This window comes from Desulfosporosinus sp. OT (assembly GCF_000224515.1).
GTDB lineage: Bacteria > Bacillota > Desulfitobacteriia > Desulfitobacteriales > Desulfitobacteriaceae > Desulfosporosinus.
The window spans coordinates 1-26,147 of the sequence record NZ_AGAF01000165.1; the positions used below are offsets into that span (position 1 = coordinate 1).

The following is a 26,147-nucleotide window of genomic DNA, read 5'->3' on the forward strand; positions in this document are numbered from 1 at the left end:
CGTTTACTAAAAAACACGCCTTGCTCCTTCGTAAAATCGGAACAAAGCGTGTTATGGTCTGCCGACAAAATCGTGGTTGACAATTGCCGAATAGTAGTGGTCAATGGTCTAATTGCAAACGATTTTTTGCCGTGTTTAAATGGGTGTTTGTTGGGGTGAAAATTTTGTAACAGTATATTATGTTGAAACGATTTCAAACCCACCAGAAACAATAAACTCCCTAAGTAATTTATCAACTTTAATATTGACTTTAAATATCGGAATGCTCGTTTTTTCCACAGCTTCAAAATATGCCTTGGCAGTTTCTTTGTTCACTGTGCTTTTTAGCTCTTCGAACCGCCCAAACTCATTTATATTGGTTTCTGTAACCTTTAGAGCCATGAAGTTTTTCAGTTTGGCTTCATCTAGCCCAAGTACAACTGCTAAATTATGAATCTGATTTACTTTTGCTCTGAAACGGTAGTCGGTAATATAATCTCGTAAAGATTTCCCGTCTTCAATACTTGCGTCCCCTCGTTGCACATCTCTAAGAAAGAATTCAGCATATTTCTGTTCTTCTTGTGTTAGGGTAGCAAAGGTTTTGTGTAGTTCCTTTAAAGATTCTGAAACAGCATCCGTTGAAATGTCAGATTGGTGTATCAATTTAAGATACTTATCAAACCGAGAATTCATATAGTCAGCATCAATAAGCCCTGTATCAATTTCTGTTAAGTAACCTACAAGGTCGTAAGGTGCATCACTCATGCCACCGCCGATTGAAGTAGATATAAACAGCTCTTTGTAGCGAAGTGCAAGAATTAAATATGTGTTTTCGTCAAAATCCATAGGATGCTTCTCCCACGTGAATCCTTGGATTTTTGCTGCTTCTAAATAGAGATTTAAATCCTTGAACAACTTTGCAAATCTACCACGTTCAGGTGCGCTTTCAGGTAGTTTTTCAAAGTCACTCACACCTGCAAGGGTGAACAAGTCTTTAATATCAACAAAACAAGCGTTCACTTTTTGAAGATTAAAATCAAGCCGTTCCACAAAAAGTCCTAGAGGTTTATCACCTGAATATTCTTTGACGGCATCATTTATATTTCTTTCCATTGAATGCGGATACCTGTAATAACGAATAGTACCAAAAGGTTTGTCAGCACCAAAAAGTCGATTTGTTCTTGAAAAAGCTTGGATAATGTTTTCGTAATAAAGCACCTTGTCCATATATAGGGTATTGATCCATTTGGAATCAAAGCCTGTAAGCATTTGGTCAACGACAATCAGAAGGTCAATTTGCTCCTCTGGTGTACGCTCAATTCTGGTATAAGGTTCTTTATGGGCAAGTCGTGCAGCAATATCCTTCTTATACTTTCCGTATGTGGCAAGTTTATAGCTTTGATTGTATTGTTTGTTATAGTCTTCAACTATCTCTACAAGACCGCTTTCTTTAAAAGTCACGCCACCGTTATTATCAATCGTCGGATCAAAAAGGCAAGCAACTTTCAAATCAGGTTTTTTGTCTTTGATTAAGCGGTAGTAGGTAATTGCTTCAGGTATACTACTTGTAGCAAATATAGCGTGAAATTTGCTGTTACGGCTCAACGTTACCCAGTTAGCAATCATATCTTCCACAACTTTGTTTTGATGTGCTGCTGTTTCGTATTGGGATTTTGGCACATAATCTTCAATGCCTTTTATATAGTTGTCATTGGCATCTTTATAACCTACCATTTTCATCTTTGCAGGATTCATATACTCATTATAAACGGTGGCTTTCTTAGGGTCTGTCAAAGCCTCAGCTTCTGTTTGCGCTTTTGCTTTTTCAAGGGCAACAGCTTTTCTTATATCCCTGTCTTTAAAAGACATAACTTTATAAGGGTCAAAGCCAAGCACATTTTTGTCACGAATGCCGTCTGCGATGCTATATCTATGTAGCTCGCTTCCAAGCACTGTAGATGTTGTATTCATCTTTTTTTGGTTTTCAGTATTAATTGGTGTTCCGGTAAAGCCAAATAAAACAGCGTTTTTAAAGAACGCTTTAATATCAATGAGCATATCGCCAAAGGTGGAACGATGGCATTCATCAATGATAACTACAATACGTTTTGACTGAATCAGTGCAAGGTCATGTGCATTGAGTCCTGCTTCATCTTTAATATTGCTCATTTTTTGAATAGATGTAACAATAAGAATATCAGAAGTTTTTGAACTTTTCAGTTTTGCAATCAAAACGCTTGTATCCTCTGTGGCTTGTACGTCTTCGTTTTCATCGGCAAAACTTCTATACTCTTTTAGCGACTGTGTTCCTAGCTCAATTCTATCAATGAGGAACACAACCTTGTCAGCATCCTTGGAATTTGAAATAAGCTGCGCAGACTTAAAACTTGTTATTGTTTTGCCTGATCCAGTTGTATGCCAAACATGACCGCCAAGCTGATTCACTGATTTCCAATCGGTTTTTGATACCACGTCAGATATTGCATTTGCAGCAAAATACTGATAACTACGCATTACTTTTAATACCCCCTCAGAGGTATCTGCAACGGTGTAAAAGCCAATTAATTTGTGTGCCATAGGAATAGAGAGCAAATCGGCAGCGATGTACTTCCAATCGTTCATTGGGGTGTTATCGAAGTTCGCCCAGTGGAAATAGTAATCCGTGTTAAACTTGCAATCTGGTCCCGGGTTTGCAAAATATACGGTTTCTTCTGGTTCCATCGCAACAAAAACTTGAACAAGGGAAAAAAGCCCTGTGAAGACACCTTCATTGGCATACTTTTCTATTTGGTTATACGCTTGACTGACAGGGATACCACTTTTCTTTAATTCAATATGAATAACAGGCATACCATTGATTAACAGCATCAAATCCCCTCGACGGTCATTTATTATACTTGATTTTGTCGGGAATTTAGGTTGTTGCACAATTTGATAACGGCTTTGCCCTGCTGCGATTTCTCCACGGTCATATATTTTTAGGCTTACTTCCTTGCCTAAGTGGAGGGTATCATCTGGGTTATCTCTTTTTATAGAAATAGTCTTGCCATTAATAAATCCGTTCAGTTTAAGTGGTGTTCTCAACGCTGTAATTTGCTCCAGAATTTGTGCCATTTCGCCATCAGTGAGAGTGTAGTTGTTTAATTTATCAATATCCCTGTTGTTGTCAAATAAGATATTTGCCCAATTTTTAATAAGGTTAGCTTCTGACGGGTTTTTTAGCACTTCATTTTCCCAGCCGTAGCTTTTTAAAACTTCAATTAGGGCGTTTTCAAATTCAGATTCTTTTGGAAATACCATAGTTTTTTTATTTTCCTTCCTGCCATGTAAAATATGATGCGTTGATTATAAAAACATTTTTTTAAAGAAAGCTTTTTTAATGTTGGTTAATTTTTGCAGTTTTTGATGTTGAAGAGTTATTTGAGCATCAAAATTTTTAAAAAAGTTTCCGATTTTGATTTGTTCATTTATATCTGTTGGTAAAGATACGAAAAGACTCATCATTGTAATGGCATTTAATTTAGCTCGTCCCCCACCAACTAAAAAAGGTTCCATCTTAGTCTTTGAAATTACAAACTTTAAAAATTGCGTATCTGCTTTTTCTTTTTTTCCCCGAAGGACATGCGCATGATTGTTCACCCATATTTTTCCCTCAACGTATTGAACCGGATAATTTTTAAGGTCATTAGCACCATCTTCAGCAACAAGAATAAATTTACCATCATGGGTATAGCCCTCAACATAATCTTGAATGCCGTTTGCACCATAATACGGAGTACTCCCTAAAATTCTGTTATTTGCAGTAATTGGAATACGTAAATTGTCATATTTATCGGCTACTTCATCCAGCTTCTTTCTTGTCCATTCACCACTAAACCTATCAAACCGCACCTCGGGCACCTTTGCGCCATCTTTTGGAAACATTTTATCAAGCATTGATTTTTTAAAACTTATCAGTTTATCATGTTTTTGTTGCTCAGCAGAATATAGCTTATCGAAATCATCGAAAAAAGCGGTTATTCTTTTCTGTTCGTCAGTATCCGGAATAGACATCGTTCTCTTTTTCCAGTCATCTACATCAAATACCAACTTTTCAATATCAATGCCATAAGAGCTGATAAAGAACTTTTTGTACATATCAGGCAACTTAGAAATCAACGTTAAAAACTCGGTAGTAATGTTGTCATTTGCAATAGCTACTAAATATTCATTTGAAACAATGGCTCCGTCTAACTTTTCTGGCACAATGCCATTGGCTCCATGCACTACTTGCCGTTTTGATATAACGTAATCTTTGGCTTTTAGCTCAAAATAGTTCTTTACTAAAATTTCCCTACCTTTCAAAAACCCACGAGAAACGACGCCTTCATTGCGACGCTTTACTGTGATAAGCTGATAGGTGGTATTATCATCTAAAACAACAGGACGCTTCTTTTCGGTTATCACATCGCCGATTTTAGAGCGTTTCCAGTCCTCGGCAAAGCTACCAAAACGAATATCGGGTGTATTCTCAGCCATATTATTCACCCTTTAACAGCTTTTGAAATTCGCTGAGTCCTTTCATGTCAAATTTATTTCCGGTAAGTTCATCAATGAGAGCAGACAAGGCATCTTGTGTTTCGCTTATTTGTTCTTCTATAGCTGAGTAGGTAACAGCATATTTTCCCGAAAGCACCTGAAAGTAACTGATGAGCTCCTCAATAATCGCCGTTGGCAAAGTATTTAAGTTAGAAACAAGAGGTCTTATCCACTTCAGTTCTAAGAGCTCGATAACTTGCGCATTGGACAGCCCCTCAATGGTATCTTTTGTTTTAATGTGTAGTATTTCTGCATCCCTTTTTATTTCAGCTTTAAGTATTTTTTCTTCGCCCATTAGGCGGCTTACAAGAATAATGCTACACTCAAACTCGTCTAAAGTAGCCTTGTCAATCTCCTTTACTTTTGCTGCAATTTCTTTCGTCACGAAAGCATCTTTAGCCTCGTTTAAAACATCAGATTCCTTATCTTCCTCAGAGAAAGAATCAATTATTTCAGCATACTTTTCAGATATTTCTATAATTCTGGCTTCTTTTGCTTGCAGTGCGTCGCTATCTTCTTTCAAAAGTGTTGCTTGCACAATCTCAAAGGGGATAACATGACCTATCCAACCATCTTGAATTTCAACCTCTTTGTCACCCTTTTTCTTAGTAACCATATTAGGTTCAACTTTTTTAGCAGCTTCAAATCCCTCTGTTTGAATAATTTCAAGGTCAATAGAAATCTTTGTCCATTCATCGCTTAACATTTGAAAAGCAACATATTTATCAATTAAAGGAATATCTTTAAGGCGTTCAAAAATATTATTGGCAACCTCTGTTTCCTCTTTGGAAATTTCAACAGTTTCCATTTTGTTTATTAATTCTTCATAGAGAAAATCAGGGAAACTCATAAAAGCAAAGTCGAATGTGCCTTTAAATTGTTTTACAGCAACATTATTTTCCACATCGTTTTTAACGTCATTTATGGCTACCGAAAGGTATGGCGTTCCATCGTCTGTAAATATAGCCTCATATAGCCCTGGGAGAGCTTCCCAGTACCTATCCAGTAGTAATGCTTCGCTCTTGGGAATGCCACCAAACATAGAGGCATAGATATCCCATGTTTCCGCATCATTTGCAGAATCAACGTATCTAGGAATATTTAGATTGTATTCATTTTCTCGAATGGTTTCTCTACTTACCTTCTTTGCATACTTTGGCACAACATCCGGTCTGCAAACAATCGTATCCACAATTCTTTTGATATCAGACTCACGCAGTTTATTATTCTTTCCTTCTTTGGCAAATCCTTTTGAAGCATCAATAATAAGCACATCGGTGTTATCACGTTTTTGCTTGAGTACAAGGATGATTGTCGGGATACCTGTTCCAAAAAAAATGTTAGATGGCAGACCAATAATCGTGTCAATATGGTTTTGTTCAATGAGGTTTTTTCTGATTAAGCCTTCCTCGCCACCACGGAACAATACCCCATGGGGCAAAACAATCGTCATTATGCCGCTAGGCTTTAAGTGGTATAAGTCATGCAAAAGAAAGGCATAATCTGCCTTTGACTTTGGGGCTAACCCAAACCTTTTATAACGAGAGTCGGCATCTTTGTTTGCCGGATCCCAATGTTGAGAATATGGAGGGTTGGACACAACCGCATCTACATATAACGGGTCGTATGATGCCACAGGGTCACTTTCATCAAAGTACGGCCAGTCTTCTTCCAACGTATCACCATTGCGCGTTTTAATATTATAAGGAGAAATACCCCTCATAACTAAATTCATTCTGGTCAAGTTGTATGTATTTTTCTTTAGTTCTTGTGCGTAATATTCGATTTTATCGGGATTATCAATATACTTAGCAACCGCTTGACCAATATTAATTAAGAGTGAGCCTGAGCCACTGGTAGGGTCATAAATCTTTAACTCCGTTTTACCAGAAACGTGTTCTGCTACAATTTTTGACATAAGCAGCGACACTTCATGTGGCGTATAGAATTCGCCTGCTTTCTTACCTGCATTGGCAGCAAACATACTGATTAAATACTCATAAATGAAGCCTAACACATCATAATCTTGCTTACCATCCATGGGAATATCTTTAATGAGCTGAATCAAATCGCCAATTGCTTTTGTTTGTGAAGCCGCACTATCACCAAGTTTGCTCAGACCAGTTTGCAAAGTTTCAAAAATACCATCAAAAACTTTTTTGTGCGAGTTGTTTATTAGACGGCTAAATGCAGAGAGGGCATCTCTTACATTACCAACATTAAAATCCTTCTCCATCTCAAGCCATGTGGAAAACAAATCATTGTATGCAATAAAGTAGCCGATACCTTGTTGAACAAACTTAACAGTTTCAGCATCAGCCTCTGTTACATTTTTAATATTACTGTCGGAAAAATCATTATCCTTCAGGAATTTAACTTCTTTGTCAGAGAGATATTTATAAAAAATAAAGCCTAAAATATAGTCTTTATATTCATTAGCCTCAATTTTGGAACGCATTTTATTTGCGGTTTCCCATATTTTTGTCGCAAGTTTTTGCTTGTTCATGATAATCCTCCCATAGTTTCATTTCATCGCGGTTACTTTAATGTTCGTTCATCACGTATATGTTTTTTATTCAGAGGCGCACATCTTCTCCACTTTTCTGTAGTAACATCCGACCAAAATTACTTATAAATAACCCAAACTAGAGATCCATGACTGCCCGACCATGTTGCGCTGCATAATAATCTCCCTATTTCATCAATTCCAACCTTGCCATTATACCATGGCCCATGAACATTTTTCTCAAGTCAATATTTGTTGATTGAGGCTTCTACTCACTCTAACATTTCTGCATTTTTCCCTCATGTCCTTCCAAGAAAGCAAAATAATCCAATAAAAAGCAAAAAAGCCAGACCTTACGATCTAGCAATGCAAATTCAATATAGTCCCCCACACTCTTTGACACTATAAAAAGAATATACCGCTCTACAACCCGCTCATACCAAGGCTTTCAAGAATGGTTTGAGACGAGGCCGCAAGTGCATTTTTTACGCACTAACATGAGCAATTTATGAATCACAATCATAACCGAATAACTTCTATATCCCATCCGTTATTTCTAATCTTTGTTTCTGCTCTCTGCTTCATCTGTTCAGTTAAAACAAAATAGTATTTAATCCCATTAAGTTTAGAAAGACATTGAAGGTGTTCTCTAATCCTTCTGTCAATAATTCCCACTGGTTTTTCAGAAGTGCTCGCTTCGCAATTTATTTCTAATCCTATACTTTTATTAATAATCCTTAAATCTGGTTCATCACTAAAACCGGTCTGCCTTGGATTCCATTGAATAATATATTCATTTCTGGCTTCTAGTGATATATTACGGGTTGAACTTAGCCATTTCAAACCTTTGATTAACAACCATTCATGTTGTGATTGGTTAAGACTTTCATATGATGTTGACCGGAATCGTCTTAATTCGCTGAGTTGAGCCTCAATGTCTTGCGGATTATTATTGAATACCTCAATATATTTTGACATTGCTGCTTTTACTGAAGTAAGCTCTTCATCAAGGGCTGCTTCAACACCTTCGATAGATGAAAAATCTATCATAATAAGCTCCTCCTGATCAATGAGCATGCCGTCACCGACCACTCCCGAACATAAACATTCGAACATGTTACCAAGACCGCCACCCCGGCGTGGTTCGCCCACATTGATTACACTTCGGTGGAAAAAGGCAGGAGAGATTTGGCTACAAGTAGTTATCCCTATTTGACGTTCAAGTCCTTATGTAGGGGTTTTTCGCAAACTCAGTTTCATTTGATATAGATAAAAGGAACCTGTTATAAAGTGAAATGCGTATCAAATAATGTAAAAATAGTCTCAATGTCCTCGCTAATTTCATCCTTAGTCATGTGTCTAGCAACATCGAACTTGTTACAAGAAAATTTATTGCATATATCAGTGATTATCGTCTTCCCATCACATCTCAGTAGAGCATCAGCTGCGTTGTGTCTTATAAAGGTAGCTGCATCGGAAATTGATAGACCATGCTTAGTAGAAAAGTATTCGGATACGCTTTTAATATCTGCATTAGTTGTTGCAGCCCGCGATACAGGTAAAGGTAATAAAATATAATTCTCTATATTAGTTCTTTTCCAGCATACAGCCTTGAAACTAATATCATTAAAATCCTGGCCACAACTTAAATCTTCATGCACAATATTTGGATTTTCTGCGTCAAGGTCTCTTAAACTAATAGCCTTTAAGTTAGGAATTTCATTTTTAAGAAAATCAAAGATTTTAAAGCGTTCTTTATGGGTTTCAGTTCCATAAATAAAGCAAACATCAGGTAGGGGGCGATGCAAAATACTTGACCATATGTCTAAAAAATTACGATCGCTTTCATTCTCTAGAAAGAGAATCTTACGCTTTAACTTCGCATTGTCAATGTACGGTAGATATTCGCTACCAAGGCCTAATAAAACTTCGTGCTTTTTATTATCTTCGGTCAAATATTTTAGTCTGTCTACATTGAATATATTTGTAAAATTCATTTCTTTTATTATCTTTGATGAATGAGTGGCAATAAGAATCTGACTTTTATTAGCAGGAATTAGTTCATTCAATTTTTTCAGCATTTCTCGTTGGAGTGTATTATGTAAATGTGCATCTGGTTCATCTAATAAAAGTACATCTATGTTAGAGTTCAACGCCAATGAAAAAACAGCTAACCATTGTAAAAACCCATTTCCTTGAACCATTATATCACGCACATTGTAATCTTTAACTTTCTGATATCGTTTAGTGACCTGATTATATTCACTTACATAGCTTTCAATTTTCAAATAAGTATTATAAAGTTCATTAAAATTTGATATCTTCAATTCAGTATGAAATGTCTTTCGTAATGAGTCTTGAAGAATTTCAAAAGGATCATTTCTACGCAAATCAGCTAAGTCGCTATTTTTAATCTTAGTGCGATTCCCTTTTAGTCTTTTCTTTTCTTGATTATTTGCCTCAAATAGTTCGTAAATCATATTTCGTATAACAGAACCAACTAAACCTTTACCTATTTGTTTACGCCTTTCAGCAAAAGTAACTTTTTGCTCTTTCTCAAGAATACCTGCAAAAGTTGGCATAAAAGCAATGTTAGGTATTTTTATGTCCTTGGATAAATTTGAATTTGTTGCTTTAATAAATAGTCGGTCATTTACAAGTGATAAACCCAATTCTAAATAACAATCACTATGAGTCTCTGTGTCCCATGTGCAACCAATTCTTAGAGTATACCCATCTTTATCTGCTTGAGTTTTTTGCGGTTTTAAGTTTGTCCATAAATGCTTTAGAGAAGGAATCGCTATTGGAAGGAATTCGTCAGCACTTATTCCCACACCTTGTCGGGAATATCCTTTAAATAATGATTCTTGTCCATGCTCAAGAGATAAAATAAGTTTGCAAAACTCCCAAATTGCTAACGCATGAATAATTGTAGATTTACCGGAATTATTTCCGCCAACAATCAAAGTGACGCTTTTCTGTTTAAGTTTTATTTTTTTGTCCTTAAAACGTTTAAAATTATGCAAAGTGAGTTCCTTAATCACTATTTATCCTCCTAATTATTTCAGCATCAAAATCCGACAACGAATTATACAATTAGTTATAAAATCTACTTCTAATTCAAAGTTTGCATCCCTCTACTCTTTCCACATTTTCCCGTGATTTTCCTCCTAATATCGTGGGAATAATCCAAAAAAAACAAAAAAGCCCGACCATTCAATAAAAATGATCAGACTCAATATAGTTCTCCGCTCACCACGTCACCATAAAAAGAAGATACACTTCTCAAACCCGCTCATACCAAGGCTTCCGCTTAACCCCGATATAGCACTATTACCGTCTCCACGTGCTACGCCCACGGAAACATATATCCACCGACTGTACCTCAGCCACCCGGTATTCCCCGCTCTGCAGTAGCTCTAGATCTGTCCATATCATAAAACTGGGTTAACAGATTGACAATCGTGGTCTTACCGGCGCCGGTCTCTCTCCAGCAAGGCAATAACCTCACTGGGCTTGACCTGAAAGCTGACCAGGTGAAAGGCAACCCCTCCGGCCGGATCTTTCAGTTTTTCCAGGGAATCCTCCAGATCAGCTGTTTCTTCTTCATAATCCAGGATTTCAAAAACCCGCTCAGCTCCGGCGAGGGCGGATTGGACCGTATTAAACATCCCGGCTACTGAATTGAGTGGCTGGGCAAAATGCTTGGCATAGCTTAAAAAACTGCATTTTTTATGAAACTATAGTTTTTCATCGACAATCCACGTTATAAAATGATCAACCAGTTCCTGCTTTTTCTCATCACACAGCTTGATTTTTTGATTAATTTGAGAAAGCAGGCTGTCATTCGTATGTCTGAAAATACCCAGCAGGAAATAATCCGGCGTGATGTCCAGGACCTCACATAGTTTAAGCAATGTTTCAATGCTGGGAATAGAATGATTGTTTTCTATATTGGAAATGTGGTTGTTGCTAAGTCCCGTAGCTTCTGCGACGTTATCCTGGGTCAGGTTCAACACCTTGCGTCTTTTCGCAATCCGTTCACCTAATTCTTTGTAATCAATCTCCAAATCTTATCACCCTGTTTAACTTTATCAATTATGAATATTATTCTTAACAAAGTATAAAGGTATTTATACACTTGTATTTGTATTTTTATAGACATATAATGTTATAAACACCTTTTTAGTTGGAGGGAGATGTTTTGTTTACTATCGGCATTTGCGATGATAGGCCCTTGTGTCGTCATTTATTGGAGGCATTCATTCATTTATATGAAGAAGAAAAGGGGGTTTTATTTGATATTTACCAATTTGGCAGTGGTGAAGAGCTTCTCGAAGAACTTGATAAGCAAGATATGATTTTTGACCTTCTTTTTCTTGATAATTGCATGAAAAAACTAACTGGTCTTGAAACCGCCAAACAACTACGGCAATCCGATTCCATGTCAACATGCAGCATAGTGTTTGTGACATCAGCAGATGATCACAAACAATTCATACAGGTCCAGCCTTTACAAATAGTATGCAAGCCCGGTACACAGGAGCGTATTGATGCTATATTAGACAAGGTTCTGACCAAAAAGGCGTATTCGTAAAGCTTCACGTTTCTTTACATAATCAAATTCCTCTTTTATTGCTGACTGCATTGGAGGTTCGAGCACAGAACAGAATATGTGGTCAAGCTCACTAGGGTGATTAACCTTATATAAAACAACCTGTCCCATAAATCGTAACCTTACGATTATGGGACAGGCATGGGGTGCTAAATGGACAACTTGTGACCTCAAAGTTCATTTGCGATAAGAAAGTGTAAACATATTCAGTCATTTCCTTCAGTCAATCAGGCGGTGTCCCCGAAAGTATGCTCCCTCCAGGGGGCCAGAAGATCAAAGACGATATAGGTCAGGTTTTTGCTATAATCATTGCGTCTTCTCAACCACATACAAGCCACAGATAAAATCATTAGAAACCAAGCGGCGAAGTTCCGGCTCAAGCTGCAGGCATTCCTCTCCTTTTCCGGAATCCCAAGAAGGCTGAGCGCCTGGGTATAAGTCAAATTCGTCACCAGTGACGAATTTGGTTTGCCGTCACCAGCGACACGAGCAACTCAACTCTGTTTAGCTCCTTTACGAAACTCCAGCGGCGTCAGATGCTGGCGTTGTTTAAAAACACGGGTAAAATAATTGACATCCTGAAAGCCAACCTTTCTGGCGATATCACTGACAGGCAGGGACAAGGTCTGCAATAAGCGGCAGGCTTTGCTTATTCTTCTTTTCACGACAAAATCGTTTAAGCCTTCCCCGGTCTGTTTCTTAAATAATTGAGATAAATAACTCGGAGTAAGATGAACAATCTCGGCTATATGACTCAAGGATAATTCTTCTTCTAAATGATCCTCCACAAATGCTTTCACGCGGGTAACATACGGGTTTTCGCTAAATCCATTGGCTTTAGCCCAATGAATTAAATCCTCGCCAAACTTTTCAAGCCATCTTCTTACATCAACTCGGTCAGAAGAAGCGAGATAATCAGCGATTTCTGCATAGACCATATTTGAACTACTATCAGTAACGATATCTCTATCTCTAAGGATTGCCATAGCTAATTCCAGAGCAATGACAGGTGCAAACTTATTCCTGTCATCGCTCTGAAATTTACTTAGTTGCTTTTCAACGACGTCCTTCAACTCTAGAATGACTCCGGGACAATCCACGATTTCTAACTTGCGTATCACACGGCTTTTAGCCCATTCCGGCCAACGCTGAAACGGATCTTCTGCATCCTCATCAGAACCTGAATCTGTTTGCAGAACTTCCTCAGGCCCGGATCCACAGGGAGGTTCTGCAAAACAGATCTCTTGGCCATACTTTTCCGGATGATCTAAAATCCGAATACTCTCTTGAAAGGAAAAATGCAGCAACCTGGGGTCATTATAAACACAGCCTACTCCCCAGATAACCTTAATGCCAAATTGATCGGCTAAAGTTTTCGACCAGGGAGGGATTAAATTAAAGAGTTCTGCTCTGTTTTCGGAGTAGGTGCTAGTCTTGAGAGGAACCAAAAGGGCAATCAAGTTTTCGGCAAAGGGAACTCCTAAAACCCAATCAGGAAGCTGATCCTCCAAGTAATCCCAGATCTTCTCCCTGAATTGGTGCTTCCAGCGTTCACTTTTATCACATGTTAAGGCGTAGTAATTATCTAACCTAAGAGCGATAGCTACTTTAGGCATAACCGAAATATTGATCGAATCCATCCGTTCCCAGATCGCCTTGACATTCTGGAGATTACCAAGAAGTAAATCATAGACAAACTGCCGCTTCGCATAATATATTAACGTTTTCCACTGCTCTTCTGAGATATACGGCATGTCTAACCCCCCTGTTACAGTTCCTTACCTCTTATCATCCCATGGTCGAAGCCCAAGTCTCTGGGAAGCTTGAATAGCTCCCTCATAACCGGCATCTGCATGCCGGATAATTCCCATGCTGGGATCAGCCTTTAAAACGCGATTTCCCCGTCGTTCAGCCGAATCGGTTCCATCAATAATTACCGTCATCCCGGCATGGATTGATTCCCCAATACCAACACCGCCGCCATGCTGCAGACTAACCAGGTCTGCCCCACAGGTGGCATTGGTCAGCGCATTTAGGATCGGCCAATCGGCAATGGCATCACTGCCGTCAAGCATCCCCTCGGTTTCTCGATGGGGCGCAGCGACGGAACCTCCGTCGAGATGATCACGGGTTACGGCTATGGGGCCTGACAATTCTCCGTTGCGTACAAGTTCGGAAATCATTTCCGACAAGGCAATACGCTGGGTGTAATTCAGCCAGCACCCCCGTGCGGGTAAGCCCTGGAAATGTACTCTTTCCTGAACAAATCGAATCCAACGCGCCAGGTGCTCCTCTTCCGGCCAGCGCTTGAGCAAGGCCTTATCTAAGCGGTAAATGTCTTTAGGGTTTCCCGACAAAGCCACCCAACGGATAGGGCCTTTGCCAACACTTAATACCGGCCTCAGAAAAGCATTAACAAAGGAGGGGATGCTCCAGATATCCTTAACCCCCGCTTTTTCCGCCTGCCCGCGGATGTTATTGCCATAATCGAAAACAATAGCTCCTTTTTGGGCAAATTCCAGCATTGCTTGTCCATGCCGGGCAATCGAGTCAAGAGACATTGCCAGATAGCGCTCAGGATCTCTCAGCCTAAGCTCAATAGCTTTTCCCGGAGACAAGGATGCCGGAATATATCCCGCAAGCAAATCGTGAGCAGCTGTTTGATCTGTTACAACATCCGGAAGCTTATTTTCTCTCAGGCACTGGGGATAAATTTCGGCGGCATTTCCCATTAAAGCGATAGAAACCGGCTGTCCGTTATCGGCATATTCCCTTGCTAACTGCCAGGCCTTTTCTAAAGAATCTGTAGCCACTTCAACCTGGCTGTTGCGCAGACGACGAATTACTTTATCAGGGTTAACCTCGACAATAATAGCGACACCGCCGTGCATTTCCACAGCCAGGGGCTGAGCCGAACCCATCCCGCCTAAACCTGAACTTAAGACAATTTTACCTTTTAAAGAACCATTAAAATGTTGATCAGCCAATTCCCCAAATGTATCACAGGTTCCCTGCAGAACCCCTTGCATACCGATATAGGCCCAAGAGGCTGCTGTGGATTGACCGTACATGGTCAGTCCACAGCCCTCTAAGCGTCTGAATTCTTCCCAAGTTGCGTGGCTTGGCACAAGATGAGAAGAGGTGACGAGGACTCGGGCCGCTTCTGGATGGCTTTGAATAACCCCCACTGCCTTACCTGATTGAATCAGGAGAGTCTCGTCATCCTTCAGATTTTTGAGAGCATGAATTATTGTATCTAAGGATTCGACATTGCGCGCCGCTTTTCCTGTGCCTCCATATACAAGCAAATCCTGCCATTTCTCTGCTACATCGGGGTGAAGCACATTGAGCAGCAACCGATAAATTCCCTCCTGAGACCAGCTCCGGCAGGACATCTTTCCTAATTCTATCTCTATCGGCCTATGCATTGCGCATTCCCCCATTCACAATCTAAAGATCTAAACAATTATGCCGTTTTTAATGACTGTTTCAACCGGATTGACCCCAAAATGATAAGGCAAGTAGTCGATGTTCGGTACATCAAGGATTAAAACATCCCCCTGCTTGCCAACCTCAAGACTTCCTACCGTGTCTGCCTTGCCAATGGCATGAGCGGCATTAATCGTTGCAGCGGTTAAAGCCTCTTCCGGGGTCAAGCGCAAGTATAAACAGGCTAAGGTTAAAACAAAGGGCATGGATTCCGTTGGTGAAGAACCTGGGTTACAATCTGTCGCTAAAGCAATCGCCATCCCTAGGCCAATCATGTCCCTGGCCCTGGCATAGGTATTATTAGCGAGATTAAAGGAGGTTGCCGGCAAAATGACCCCGATGACATTGTTCTTGGCCATAGCGGAGATGCCCTCGTCGGAAGCCTTCAGCAAATGCTCTGCACTGACCACTTGCAGTTGTCCGGCTAACTCCGCACCGCCGGCACTCTCCAGTTCGTCAGCATGGATTTTAAGTTTGAATCCTTGTTTACGAGCTTCCCGCAGGATTCGCTCACTTGAGGCGACACTAAACACCCCGGGCTCGCAAAACACATCACAATACTCTGCTAAATTTTCTTGAGCAACCTTATGCAGAACGTCCTTAACCAGCCACTCTGTAAAGCTTTCTTCACTATATTCAGGTGGTACAGCATGGGCCCCCATAAAAGTCGCTACCAAATCAATGGGCTGTTCAGCATTTAGTTCATGAATCAGCCTCAGAGCCCTGAGTTCTTCCTGAAGAGACAAGCCATAACCGCTTTTTACTTCGGCTGTCGTTGTCCCAAGGCTCAACATGGTACTCAGCCGTTTCATGGTCTGGGCTTTAATCTCCTCATCACTAGCCTGAGTTGTCTTGCGAACCGTGGAAAGAATGCCGCCTCCTTGCTTTAGAATGTCCAGATAAGGAACTCCCTTGATTTTTAAAGAAAGTTCATGTTCCCTCGATCCAGCGTAAAGCGCATGAGTGTGGGGATCAACAAAACCTGGGGCGACAAATTTCCCCTGAGCATTGAGGCATTGGGTGGCCGAACCAACCCAACCACTCTCTTCGACGTCCGAAGTCTTACCGACAGCGACGATCTTTCCGTCATAAATAGCCAATGCCCCATCTTCGATGAGTCCGGCGTTGGCCATTTCTTTTCCTTGAGCAGGTTTGGCCGAATGCCCACCTACAGTCGCCAAATAATTTGCTGAGTGAATAAAAAGGTCAGCAGATGGCACAAAAATCCCCTCCCTTACCCTAAGTGACTAGAAATTATAGACTCGCTTTTCGAGAATTTGTTCCGGAGAAAACCCTTTAAGATTCAAATAATATTCTGCCGCACTAAGCATGGAATTTAAAGGAACCAGCCCGACGATTTCGCTGCCAACCACCGGCACTCCGTAATGAGCTGCCTCATTTTTGATAAAGTCAAAGGCTCGATACAGCGGCGTAGCCTCGGTATTGACCATATTCATGGAGACTTGCACCATTCCATCTTCTGAGAGATCAACCCCTAAGGCTTTGACGTTAACAAACCCTCCGGAACTTCCCCGAATCCCTTTGGCAATGGCTTTGGCTATCTCCATATTCGTCGTGCCCAGATTGACATTAAAGGCCACCAGGGGCGGACGTGCTCCAATAATCGTGGCACCTGCTTTGCCTACAACACTCGGCCCAAAATCCGGTGTTCTCTTTGGTTCTGTAATCGTCTCCTTGAGTCCTTCATATTGTCCTCTTCGGACATCGGCCAGATTTTTTCGTTCTGGTCGAGTCGCTGCGTGTTCATATAAATACACGGGAATACCTAGTTCCTCACCGACTCGTTTCCCCAAACTGGCAGCCAGCTCCACACATTCCTCCATGGTTACACCCTGTACCGGTACAAATGGTACAACATCCGTTGCCCCCATGCGAGGATGTTCTCCCTGATGTTGATCTAAATCAATCATTTCTGCCGCTTTACAAATTAATTTCCAAGCAGCTTCTTTGACTCCTTCCGGTTCGCCGATGAAGGTAATCACCGTCCGATTGTGATCCGCATTACTCGAATAATCAAGCAGGAGGACTCCCGGCACTTTCTTGATTTCTGCAATAATTTCTTCAACAACATCTAAGCGTTTGCCTTCACTGATATTAGGAATACATTCTACTATTTTTGCCACGTCCCGGACCTCCTAAATTAATTCAGACCTTTATAGACCTGTTCTTTTATATTGAGGGAGAGTTTTTTGCCGTCTGCTCTCATTTGAAAAACTGTTGACCGAAACTGTTGAGCTCTCTCCTCAGTTTTAAGACCTTGGGCATTGATTTGGATATTATAAAGAGCACCCTCTAAACCACTTTCCAACATTAAGGCAGCAACTCCCAGATCACTTAAAGCATTGGGATTGCCTTTTGCCAAAAGCACAGGAATCTTCTCTAGGCCTTCCAAACATAAGCTTGCCGTCTTCTGAGGAATTTCCGCCGCTTTAATTGTGGCCAGTTCGAGGGCCTCCCTCCGGGCAGCCTTTTCCTCTTCTGTGCTTTTCGGAAGTCCAAGGGCATCCATTACCCCATAAAAGCCTTGGGTATCTTCGTCAACAAGCGCCAGCAAGGTCTCCATTCTCTTTTCTGCTGTCTGCATGAGGGCTGATACTTCCTCTTTGACAGCTTTAAATTTTTCCCGGCCCACTGTCAGCCGACAAACCATAGCCATTAAGGCAAACCCTTGTGCTCCGGCATAGGCAGCCACACTTCCTCCGCCAGGAGCCGGCGATGAAGATTCCACTTCATCCACAAAACCTTTAAGACTTAGTTCTACTAAGGACATGATCAAATCCCTCCAAACTTAGCATTTGCCTTTAAACATCTCTTCAACCAAACGATTCACCAATTCCTCTCGGGGAATAAAGGGCAGGGTTATATGCCCTTGGCCTTGATAATTGGCATTAAACTCGATACTTGTTTCCAGTGAATTTTGGTTTCTCGCCCAGGAACGGCGGGCAACTCCGCCCATCACATCCCATAAAATAGCTGATTTGATCACCTTATCGACCCGTTCACTGCCATCAAGTACTAGACCAAATCCACCGTTGATGGCTTTGCCGATACCAACGCCGCCTCCATTATGGAGGGAGACTAAACTCATGCCGCGGGCAGCATCTCCGGCAAAACTTTGTACGGCCATGTCAGCCATGACGTTACTGCCATCTTTAATATTGGCTGTTTCTCGAAAAGGTGAATCCGTGCCGCTGACATCATGATGATCTCTCCCCAGCATAACCGGCCCAATGTCGCCTTTTCTGACCATCTCATTAAATCTTAGGGCAATCTTAATCCTGCCTTCAGCATCTTGATAGAGAATCCTGGCTTGAGTTCCTACCACTAGCTTGTTCTTATCGGCATCCCTGATCCAGACGTAGTTGTCGCGATCCTGACCTCGACGCTCGGCATCAATGCTTTCCATCGCTGCTTGATCGGTCTTCAGCAAGTCTTCCGGCTTACCGCTTAAGCAAACCCAACGGAAGGGCCCATAGCCATAATCAAAGAGCTCAGGCCCCATGATGTCCTCGACATAGGAGGGAAAGATAAATCCATCCTTTTCATCAATACCATTTTTAGAAATCTCTTTAACTCCCGCATCATAGATCGCCTTCATAAAGGAGTTGCCATAGTCAAAAAAGTAAGTGCCTTGATCAACCAAGGTTTTGATCAGCTCGTAATGATGTCTTAAACTAACATCAACAAGTTCATGGAATTTCTCTCGATCTGTGGTTAATAAATTGGTTCGCTGTGCAAAGCTTATCCCTTGCGGGCAATATCCCCCTTCATAGGCCACGTGACATGAGGTTTGATCGGAGAGAAGATCTACTTTAATCTTGTTTTTAACGACATACTCTAAGAGATCGACGACATTGCCATGATAAGCAATGGAAATCGCTTCTTTTTTAGCCAGATATTCCTGGGCAATCGCAAAGACCTCGTCTAAATCCTTGGATACACGTTTTACCCAGCCTTGATTATGCCTTGTTGTAATCCTTGATTCATCAACTTCAGCAATAATTCCCACACCACCGGCAATCTCCACAGCCTTAGGCTGAGCACCGCTCATACCTCCTAAGCCTGAGGAGATAAAGAGGTAGCCGGTAATATCTCCATCACTCGGCACACCCAGTTTCATTCTCCCGGCATTGAGCAAGGTGTTAAAGGTTCCATGGACAATACCCTGGGGACCAATATACATCCAGCCCCCGGCTGTCATCTGCCCATAATTGGCGACTCCCATTTGTTCGGCAATCTCCCAGTCATTCTGGTTATCAAACATCCCGACCATGAGCGCATTCGTAATGATCACCCTTGGAGCTTCAGGCCGGGAAGGAAACAGTCCCAGGGGATGACCCGATTCAACCACCAGGGTTTGTTCGCTGGTGAGAACTTCAAGATACTTTTTAATCAGACGGTACTGCAGCCAGTTTTGACAGACACTGCCGGTCTCACCGTAAGTAACGAGTTCATAGGGATAAAGAGCTACTTCAAAGTCCAGATTATTTTCAATCATCACTTGAAAGGCTTTTCCTTCAAGACAATTTCCCTTATATTCATCAATTGGTTTACCGTATAGACGCCCTGCGGGGCGATAACGATAAGCGTAGATTCTGCCTAGAGTGTGCAGTTCCTCCAGAAATTCTGGGGCCAGCTTTTCGTGCAGCTCTTCCGGAACATAACGCAACGCATTTTTCAGGGCAACTTTCGTCTGTTCAGGCGTAAGATTAAACCCTCTATCTGGAGCTCTTCGAATGCCTTCAACGAATTCGGGCATTTCAGAATAATCTATGTCAAGTTTTATGGTCATCGCTTTAGCTATATCTAGATTTGAAATCATATCTTTTCCTCCTATGATTTATATTAAAGACCCAGGTATGCCTTCATAACGCCCGGATCATGAGCAAGTATATCCGTCGATCCTTGTAAGACAATTTTGCCGTTTTCCATGACATAACCGCGCCCAGCAAGGCCCAGGGCCATCTTGGCATTTTGTTCAACCAGCAGAATCGTAAGCTTCTCCTCTTCATTAATGCGTTTTAAAGTTTGAAAGATCGATTTAACCACAATGGGAGCAAGGCCCATGGAAGGTTCATCCAGCAGGAGCACCTTAGGAGATAACATCATGGCCCGGCCAATAGCCAGCATCTGCTGCTCTCCGCCGCTCAGAGTACCAGCCATTTGCTGTTTGCGTTCCAAAAGTCGCGGGAAGAGAAGGAATACTTTTTCCTTTAACCTTTGCAGCTCTGCTTTAGAAATACTGCGCGTATAAGCACCAAGGGAAAGGTTGTCGTTGACACTTAATCTGGGAAAAACATGTCGGCCTTCCGGCACAAGAGCTAAGCCGCGTCGAACCAGCCTATGAGTGGGCTGATTGGTAATCGTTTCTCCCAAGTATTCAACCCTGCCGGCTTTGACTCGTTCTAAACCTAGGATTGCCTGCAAAGTGCTGGTCTTTCCGGCTCCGTTAGCTCCGATTAAGGTAACAATTTCTCCATTTTCTACATCCAGGTCAATCCCCTTAACTGCCTCTACTGAGCCATAGGAAACTTCGAGTCCCTTGACGGCGATTTGCTTACTCATCGTCCCCCTCCTTCCCTAAATAAGCTTCGATAACGAGGGGATTCGTCTGAATCTCTTGAGGGGAACCGGAGGCTACTTTTTCTCCATGGTCAAAAACGATCAGTCGTTCGCAGAGATTCATAACCAAATGCATATTGTGTTCAATGAGTACGATGGTTTTATTATGTGATTTCAGATAGCGCACTAAACTCATGATTTCTTCGACTTCTTCAGCATTCATCCCAGCTGTGGGTTCATCTAACAGGAGCAGAGCAGGATAGATTGCCAAGGCTCTGGCAATCTCCAGTTTACGCTGCTGCCCATAAGAAAGAACACCGGCAGGCTGGTGCGCATAATCCTGCAATCCCACAAGCTCAAGCTGTTCCATGCTCTCCTGACGGACACGTTTTTCTTCATCCCTGACTCGTTTACCTTTCAAGATGGCCCCCCATAATCCCGCTTTGCCCCGGGTATAGGAGCCTAGAAGGACGTTCTCGAGCACCGACAGACTGGACAATAAGCGTATATTTTGAAAGGTTCTGGCTATTCCGGCCTCGGCCATTTGATAGCCTTTAAATCCATGAACCCTTTGATTTTGAAAGATAATTTCCCCCGCCGTAGGCTGGTACAAACCGGAAATCAGATTAAAAAATGTGGTTTTCCCTGCGCCGTTAGGGCCAATTAAACCCAGGATCTCCCCGGAGTCAACGTGCATGTCAACCTGAGATACGGCGGTTAAACCTCCGAAGGTTTTAGTGAGTTTTTCGGTTTCCAGCAGCCTCATGCTTTGGCCCCCCCTTCTTCAGCCACTTTTTGGCATACCGATCGCGAATCGCTTTACTCCGCCCGAACAATCCTTGGGGCCGGTAACGCATCAATATAACCAGAAGAAGTCCATAAATGAGCATTCGGTAATCCGCAAGAGGACGTAAAACCTCTGGGGCAAGGGCGAGCAAAATTGCTCCGGTGACAGCCCCGGGAATACTTCCCAAACCACCCAGGACAATCATACTTAAGATCGTAGCCGATTCATTGAACCCAAAAGAATCCGCACTAATAAACGTGGTGTAATGAGCAAATAAACTTCCTGCAACCCCTGCATAAAGTGCTCCTAAGGCAAAGGCTAAGACCTTGAGGCGAGTGGTATTAACCCCTAAAGCATCGGCGACCAATTCATCCTCACGGATGGCAAGCCACGCCCGGCCAACTCTGGAGTTTAGCGCTCTCCAAGCAACAAAGGCCGCCAGAGCAACAAACAGCCAGGTCATAACGGCAAACGAAAAATTGGACATAGGCTCTCCAAATAACTCAGGCTGAGGAATACTGCCCAAACCGAGAGCACCGCCAGTAATCTTTAAATTGTTGGCTAGAGATTGAAAGATCAAGCCGAGGCCTAAGGTTACGATGGCCAGGAAGTCTTCCTTCACCCGCAAACTTGGCAAGCCGAGAACAATCCCCGTACACCAGGTTACGATGGCCGCTGCAGGCAAGGCTAACCAAAAGATCAAATGCCCCTGCAGGCTTAATATGGCTGAAGTGTAAGCCCCAATTGCATAAAAAGCAGCATGACCAAGAGAAACTTGTCCGGCAAAACCTGTAACAATATTGAGTCCCAGGGCCAAAATGACATAGATTCCTACGATGACAACGATCCCCAGGTAATATGGGTTGAGGATACTATCCAAACTATCTCACCTACACTTTCTCAATCTTCTTGCCAAAGAGCCCGGTAGGTTTGATAAGTAAAACCAAAATCAAAATCACAAAGGCGATGGCATTCGCATCGATAACAGTCTGTACATAACCTGCACCCAGAGATTCTATAACTCCTAAAAACAAACCGCCGATAATCGTTCCCGGAATACTGCCTAATCCTCCAAGAACAACCACTGAGAAAGCTTTAAGACCCGGCATCGATCCCATTGTGGGATAAATTGCATTGAAATACAAGGCAACGAGAGTTCCCGCCGCAGCGGCCAAAGCTGAACCTAAAAAGAAGGTTAAAGCCACCATACGGTTGATATCGATCCCCATCAGCTTAGCCGCTTTCATATCTTGGGAGGTAGCGACTAATGCTGTCCCAACTTTCGTGCGCTTAATTAAAATTTGTAATAAGCCTACCAAAACAACGGCTGTGACCAGTATGTATATCTGAAAATTAGTAATGGATAGACCATTGCCCAATCCATAGGTTTTCGAACTTAGGTTTACGTTAGGGAAAGGTCTCGTTTGAGCACCGAAAAACAAGCGAAATAGATTTTCTAAGATAATCGTAATTCCTATTCCGCTGATAAGTATGTTGATCGGGTGGGCATTGCGCAAAGGACGATAGGCTATTCTTTCGATTAATATTCCAACCAACCCCGCCAACACCATTGCCAGCAAAAACGCGAGAGGGAAAGGCAACTTTAGATAGATAATAGCGACCATCGAACTGAAGGCTCCAACCATATAAACAGTACCATGAGCAAAATGCAGTAAGTTCAGAATTCCATAAACCATCGTTAACCCTAAGGCAATTAAAATGTAAGCACTGCCCAGGGTAAGTCCATTCAAAATTTGCTGCCAAAACATTTGTGCCATCCGCCTTTCGGGTTAAAAGGGGAGGTTACCCTCCCCCTCTCTAAACTTATTTACTTCGTGGAAATCGATTTTACAAAAACAAATTTTCCTTGATCTACTTTTACGAAAATGACCGGTTTGACTGCTTCATGTTGAGCATTGAAAGAGATATTACCTGTTACCCCTTCAAAATCTTTCGTTTGGGATAAACCTTTGGCGATCGATTCCGTATCGGAACCTGTCTTCATTGCTTGGGCAATTAATTCAACGGAATCATACGTTTGGGCGGCTGTCATATCTGGATCTTCTTTGAATTTCTCTTTGTAGGTTTTAACAAAGTTCTTGACAACATCTCGAGGTTCATCGCGATTAAAAGGCGTCGTGAAGGTAACCCCTTCCGTGGATGCTCCACCGAGTTCTATTAATTTTGGCGAATCAAAGCCATCGGAACCGAGAACTGGAACGTTGACACCTAGTTGTTTTGCTTGTTGACAAATTTGAGCTGCCTCATTATAGTATCCTGCCACATAGATGGCATCAACCCCTGCACCCTTAATAGCGGTAAGAAGTGGGTTGAAGTCTTTGTCCCCAGATTTAAAGGAGCGACTAACTGGAACACTGCCCCCTAATTCTTTGACTTTAGCCGTAAATGCTTGTTGGATACTAACGCCGTAATCGTTGTCTTGAGACAGTACCGCGAATTTCTTTAAGCCCAATTCACTCTGAGCATATTCAGCCATGGCATCCCCTTGCACATCAGCCGTATAGATAGCTCTGTAAATATAGTCGCCGCCTTTCGTGATATCCGGGTGAACTGCATAAGATACCACCATTGGAACTTTACTCTTTTGCACTATAGGATTCACCGTTTTTGTTGGTCCGCTATAAGAACCGCTGACTAAAGCCGAGACTTTTTCTTGTTCAATCAGTTTCTGCACAGCATTCAGAGCATCTTTACTTGAAGCCTGATCATCTTCAGCCACTAGCTGCAATTTGACACCTTTAACTCCACCTTGAGCATTGATTTGGTCAACGGCTAGTTCTGCTCCATTTTTGGCATGTACTCCGTCTGTAGCAGCGTCTCCAGAAAGTGGACCGAAGAAGCCGATTTTTACGACTTTATCTCCTCCTGCTGCAGCCCCTGTTGTCGTACTTGAAGCGCCACACCCTGCTACGACAAGCATTGTTGCCAAACAGATGGCCCCAATACCCGTTAAGCGTTTCCCGATGGTTTTTTTCATAAATGTAAACTCCTCCCTCTTACTTGTACTTTAGGCATTATTATTGTTAATATTTAGATTTTTTACAAACTTCTCCTCTAGATTATTTCTTGTTACATTAGCATTTTGTTAAGACTGTTCAATAATTTCAATTCGAGAAGCTACCTGTTCTAGATCATAAGAGGTTTAGCAATAATAAAGCAAAGAGCCTACCCACGTTGGGGAGACTCCTTGCTTTATCCAGCCTTTAAGACCCCCACTTCTATAAGTGGGGGTGGGACCTTCGTAAACTTCAGGTGGGGTAGAGTCCAGCCTTCGCCGCGAAGTGTTCCTTTTGGGATCAGCGGCTACGGCGAAACCCTCCACTGGAGGCTTTCGTATCTGAAGCCCCGATTTTCAGCTTTAGCTGAACGAGTTCACTAACGCAAATCCCGTTAACCTTTAGTGTCCAAAGGAACGTGGGGCTGTGCTGCCATCTGCCTTCGGCTTGCAAAGCACTTCGACGATTTCATAATCTTCGGAACCCAGGCCAAAATCAGCCATTGCCCTCACCTGCAGATAGGGATCTTTACCATGGATCTTCAGAAACAGATGCTCTGCTGACGTCAGTTCCTTCTCTCCCGCTTTCGAGTCACGGATAACCTGAGCTTGATTGATCAAATCCAGGGTAGCTTTTTCGATAGCTACGATATCATCTGAAACCAATACCCCAATGTCGGGAATCAAAGGGGCATCGGCCATGGGCATGCAGTCACATTCCGGCTGGACTTCTGTTACAAAGTTAATGTAGAGAACCTTGCCTTTGTTAAAGGTATTCAGGACGGTTGCCGCTGCCTCTGCCAGAACTTTTTGAAAGAGTTCAATGTTAAGAGGCAACACCAAAGCACCTTCAGTACATACTCTAGCACACCGACCGCAACGGGCGCATTTTTGCTGGTCTATAACTAACTTATCATCCTGATCAAAGGAAATGCTCTCATGAGGACAGGCGCCCACGCATTGTAAACAGTGACTGCATTTTTCTGAAGTCCAGTTTAGTTCCGCATTTTGGAGAAAATGCATCCGCCCCCGCTGATGAACCCCATTTCGATCCTTGAAGGCAATTCCGCCCATCCCAAGATTTTTCACGGCTCCCCCATAACCGCTGGCAATATGACCTTTACAATGGGATAAAACGATCATCGCCGGGGCGTCATGTATAGCAGAGGCAATCCCGATTTCCCCAAGAATCGGACCGCTCGGCATCATCACGGAGTCACTTCCGAAGACCCCATCAGCCATAATCACTGGAGCTCCTGTCGAAAGTTCGTTAATCCCATTAGCGCTTGCTACGCGGAGATACTCTAAGCCAGGAATACGCACGGTATCCGTTACAAACGGGTCTCCTCCAGCATTCTTTAGAGAGTCCACCAATTTCCTAATAAATGCTGGTCGTACAACTCTGTAGGCCCCCTGTGAGCCCAGGTGCATTTTTATCGGTACGTAGTCTCCCTTTGCCACGTAGTTCTTTAGATTTACTCGGTTGAGAATTTCCTCAAACTTGCCGAGAAAGCCGTAATCATAATCAAAAAACTTGGCACGAGCACTGGCAAAATAAACTATTGATTTAGCCATTGTTTCTCCTGGTGAAACC

19 protein-coding genes and 2 pseudogenes are annotated in these 26,147 nt (G+C 42.2%); 1 reads left to right on the forward strand and 20 read right to left on the reverse strand.

What is annotated here, in order from left to right:
- Window positions 1–177 precede the first annotated feature (177 nt).
- The 7 genes and pseudogenes from DOT_RS15090 to DOT_RS15120 form a co-directional block, all read right to left on the reverse strand.
- Entirely contained in the window at window positions 178–3,279 is a 3,102-nt protein-coding gene (locus DOT_RS15090) for an HsdR family type I site-specific deoxyribonuclease (RefSeq protein ID WP_009620403.1), read from the reverse strand.
- A 45-nt stretch (window positions 3,280–3,324) separates the two neighbouring features.
- Window positions 3,325–4,497, reverse strand: coding sequence for a restriction endonuclease subunit S (locus tag DOT_RS31260; RefSeq protein WP_009620406.1), 1,173 nt, complete (start codon window positions 4,495–4,497; stop codon window positions 3,325–3,327).
- A 1-nt stretch (window position 4,498) separates the two neighbouring features.
- Window positions 4,499–7,063: a type I restriction-modification system subunit M gene (locus DOT_RS15100; protein ID WP_009620407.1), complete on the reverse strand. Its 2,565-nt coding sequence runs from the start codon at window positions 7,061–7,063 to the stop codon at window positions 4,499–4,501.
- 519 nt (window positions 7,064–7,582) lie between these two features.
- The gene (locus DOT_RS15105) at window positions 7,583–8,113 is read right to left on the reverse strand and encodes a hypothetical protein (RefSeq protein ID WP_009620413.1); all 531 of its coding nucleotides are present in this window, start codon (window positions 8,111–8,113) and stop codon (window positions 7,583–7,585) included.
- 233 nt (window positions 8,114–8,346) lie between these two features.
- Window positions 8,347–10,107: an AAA family ATPase gene (locus DOT_RS15110; protein ID WP_009620415.1), complete on the reverse strand. Its 1,761-nt coding sequence runs from the start codon at window positions 10,105–10,107 to the stop codon at window positions 8,347–8,349.
- 383 nt (window positions 10,108–10,490) lie between these two features.
- Window positions 10,491–10,788 (reverse strand): annotated as a pseudogene (locus DOT_RS15115) (ATP-binding cassette domain-containing protein); the annotation flags it as partial.
- 15 nt (window positions 10,789–10,803) lie between these two features.
- Window positions 10,804–11,133: a helix-turn-helix transcriptional regulator gene (locus DOT_RS15120; protein WP_009620421.1), complete on the reverse strand. Its 330-nt coding sequence runs from the start codon at window positions 11,131–11,133 to the stop codon at window positions 10,804–10,806.
- A 134-nt stretch (window positions 11,134–11,267) separates the two neighbouring features.
- On the opposite strand from DOT_RS15120, the gene DOT_RS15125 reads away from it, so the two are divergent.
- Window positions 11,268–11,660: a response regulator gene (locus DOT_RS15125; RefSeq protein ID WP_009620423.1), complete on the forward strand. Its 393-nt coding sequence runs from the start codon at window positions 11,268–11,270 to the stop codon at window positions 11,658–11,660.
- Window positions 11,661–11,905: 245 nt separating this feature from the next.
- On the opposite strand, the pseudogene DOT_RS31885 reads toward DOT_RS15125, so the two are convergent.
- From DOT_RS31885 to DOT_RS15185, 13 genes and pseudogenes are all read right to left on the reverse strand, one after another.
- A pseudogene (locus DOT_RS31885) lies at window positions 11,906–12,142 on the reverse strand (hypothetical protein); the annotation flags it as partial.
- Window positions 12,143–12,172: 30 nt separating this feature from the next.
- Window positions 12,173–13,432, reverse strand: coding sequence for a helix-turn-helix domain-containing protein (locus DOT_RS27860; protein ID WP_009620427.1), 1,260 nt, complete (start codon window positions 13,430–13,432; stop codon window positions 12,173–12,175).
- A gap of 24 nt (window positions 13,433–13,456) precedes the next feature.
- The gene (gene hutU, locus DOT_RS15135) at window positions 13,457–15,106 is read right to left on the reverse strand and encodes a urocanate hydratase (RefSeq protein WP_040412361.1); all 1,650 of its coding nucleotides are present in this window, start codon (window positions 15,104–15,106) and stop codon (window positions 13,457–13,459) included.
- A gap of 30 nt (window positions 15,107–15,136) precedes the next feature.
- Entirely contained in the window at window positions 15,137–16,387 is a 1,251-nt protein-coding gene (hutI, locus tag DOT_RS15140) for an imidazolonepropionase (RefSeq protein ID WP_009620437.1), read from the reverse strand.
- A 27-nt stretch (window positions 16,388–16,414) separates the two neighbouring features.
- Window positions 16,415–17,311: a glutamate formimidoyltransferase gene (gene ftcD, locus DOT_RS15145; protein ID WP_009620439.1), complete on the reverse strand. Its 897-nt coding sequence runs from the start codon at window positions 17,309–17,311 to the stop codon at window positions 16,415–16,417.
- Window positions 17,312–17,328: 17 nt separating this feature from the next.
- Window positions 17,329–17,958 carry a cyclodeaminase/cyclohydrolase family protein gene (locus tag DOT_RS15150; protein WP_009620442.1) on the reverse strand — a complete coding sequence of 210 codons (630 nt, stop codon included), beginning with the start codon at window positions 17,956–17,958 and terminating at the stop codon, window positions 17,329–17,331.
- Window positions 17,959–17,976: 18 nt separating this feature from the next.
- Window positions 17,977–20,010, reverse strand: a complete 2,034-nt coding sequence (locus DOT_RS15155) for a urocanate hydratase (protein WP_040412362.1) — start codon at window positions 20,008–20,010, stop codon at window positions 17,977–17,979.
- Window positions 20,011–20,033: 23 nt separating this feature from the next.
- Entirely contained in the window at window positions 20,034–20,753 is a 720-nt protein-coding gene (locus tag DOT_RS15160; protein ID WP_009620446.1) for an ABC transporter ATP-binding protein, read from the reverse strand.
- Window positions 20,746–21,516 (reverse strand): ABC transporter ATP-binding protein, encoded by a 771-nt coding sequence (locus DOT_RS15165; protein WP_009620447.1) that lies wholly within the window; start codon window positions 21,514–21,516, stop codon window positions 20,746–20,748. Before DOT_RS15165 ends, DOT_RS15160 begins: the two co-directional genes overlap by 8 nt.
- The gene (locus tag DOT_RS15170) at window positions 21,485–22,417 is read right to left on the reverse strand and encodes a branched-chain amino acid ABC transporter permease (RefSeq protein WP_009620449.1); all 933 of its coding nucleotides are present in this window, start codon (window positions 22,415–22,417) and stop codon (window positions 21,485–21,487) included. Before DOT_RS15170 ends, DOT_RS15165 begins: the two co-directional genes overlap by 32 nt.
- Before the next feature lie 10 nt (window positions 22,418–22,427).
- The gene (locus tag DOT_RS15175; protein WP_009620451.1) at window positions 22,428–23,306 is read right to left on the reverse strand and encodes a branched-chain amino acid ABC transporter permease; all 879 of its coding nucleotides are present in this window, start codon (window positions 23,304–23,306) and stop codon (window positions 22,428–22,430) included.
- A gap of 59 nt (window positions 23,307–23,365) precedes the next feature.
- The gene (locus DOT_RS15180; protein WP_009620453.1) at window positions 23,366–24,535 is read right to left on the reverse strand and encodes an ABC transporter substrate-binding protein; all 1,170 of its coding nucleotides are present in this window, start codon (window positions 24,533–24,535) and stop codon (window positions 23,366–23,368) included.
- Window positions 24,536–24,955: 420 nt separating this feature from the next.
- Window positions 24,956–26,128 (reverse strand): DUF362 domain-containing protein, encoded by a 1,173-nt coding sequence (locus DOT_RS15185; protein ID WP_009620455.1) that lies wholly within the window; start codon window positions 26,126–26,128, stop codon window positions 24,956–24,958.
- Between the last annotated feature and the right edge of the window lie 19 nt (window positions 26,129–26,147).

Excerpts from the sequence above, each read along its gene's own strand:
- DOT_RS15090 (WP_009620403.1), bottom strand. The coding sequence starts at position 3,279 with ATGGTATTTCCAAAAGAATCTGAATTTGAAAACGCCCTAATTGAAGTT.
- DOT_RS31260 (WP_009620406.1), bottom strand. The coding sequence starts at position 4,497 with ATGGCTGAGAATACACCCGATATTCGTTTTGGTAGCTTTGCCGAGGAC.
- DOT_RS15100 (WP_009620407.1), bottom strand. The coding sequence starts at position 7,063 with ATGAACAAGCAAAAACTTGCGACAAAAATATGGGAAACCGCAAATAAA.
- DOT_RS15105 (WP_009620413.1), bottom strand. The coding sequence starts at position 8,113 with ATGATAGATTTTTCATCTATCGAAGGTGTTGAAGCAGCCCTTGATGAA.
- DOT_RS27860 (WP_009620427.1), bottom strand. The coding sequence starts at position 13,432 with ATGCCGTATATCTCAGAAGAGCAGTGGAAAACGTTAATATATTATGCG.
- hutU (WP_040412361.1), bottom strand. The coding sequence starts at position 15,106 with ATGCATAGGCCGATAGAGATAGAATTAGGAAAGATGTCCTGCCGGAGC.
- DOT_RS15150 (WP_009620442.1), bottom strand. The coding sequence starts at position 17,958 with ATGTCCTTAGTAGAACTAAGTCTTAAAGGTTTTGTGGATGAAGTGGAA.
- DOT_RS15155 (WP_040412362.1), bottom strand. The coding sequence starts at position 20,010 with ATGATTTCAAATCTAGATATAGCTAAAGCGATGACCATAAAACTTGAC.
- DOT_RS15160 (WP_009620446.1), bottom strand. The coding sequence starts at position 20,753 with ATGAGTAAGCAAATCGCCGTCAAGGGACTCGAAGTTTCCTATGGCTCA.
- DOT_RS15165 (WP_009620447.1), bottom strand. The coding sequence starts at position 21,516 with ATGAGGCTGCTGGAAACCGAAAAACTCACTAAAACCTTCGGAGGTTTA.
- DOT_RS15175 (WP_009620451.1), bottom strand. The coding sequence starts at position 23,306 with ATGTTTTGGCAGCAAATTTTGAATGGACTTACCCTGGGCAGTGCTTAC.
- DOT_RS15180 (WP_009620453.1), bottom strand. The coding sequence starts at position 24,535 with ATGAAAAAAACCATCGGGAAACGCTTAACGGGTATTGGGGCCATCTGT.
- DOT_RS15185 (WP_009620455.1), bottom strand. The coding sequence starts at position 26,128 with ATGGCTAAATCAATAGTTTATTTTGCCAGTGCTCGTGCCAAGTTTTTT.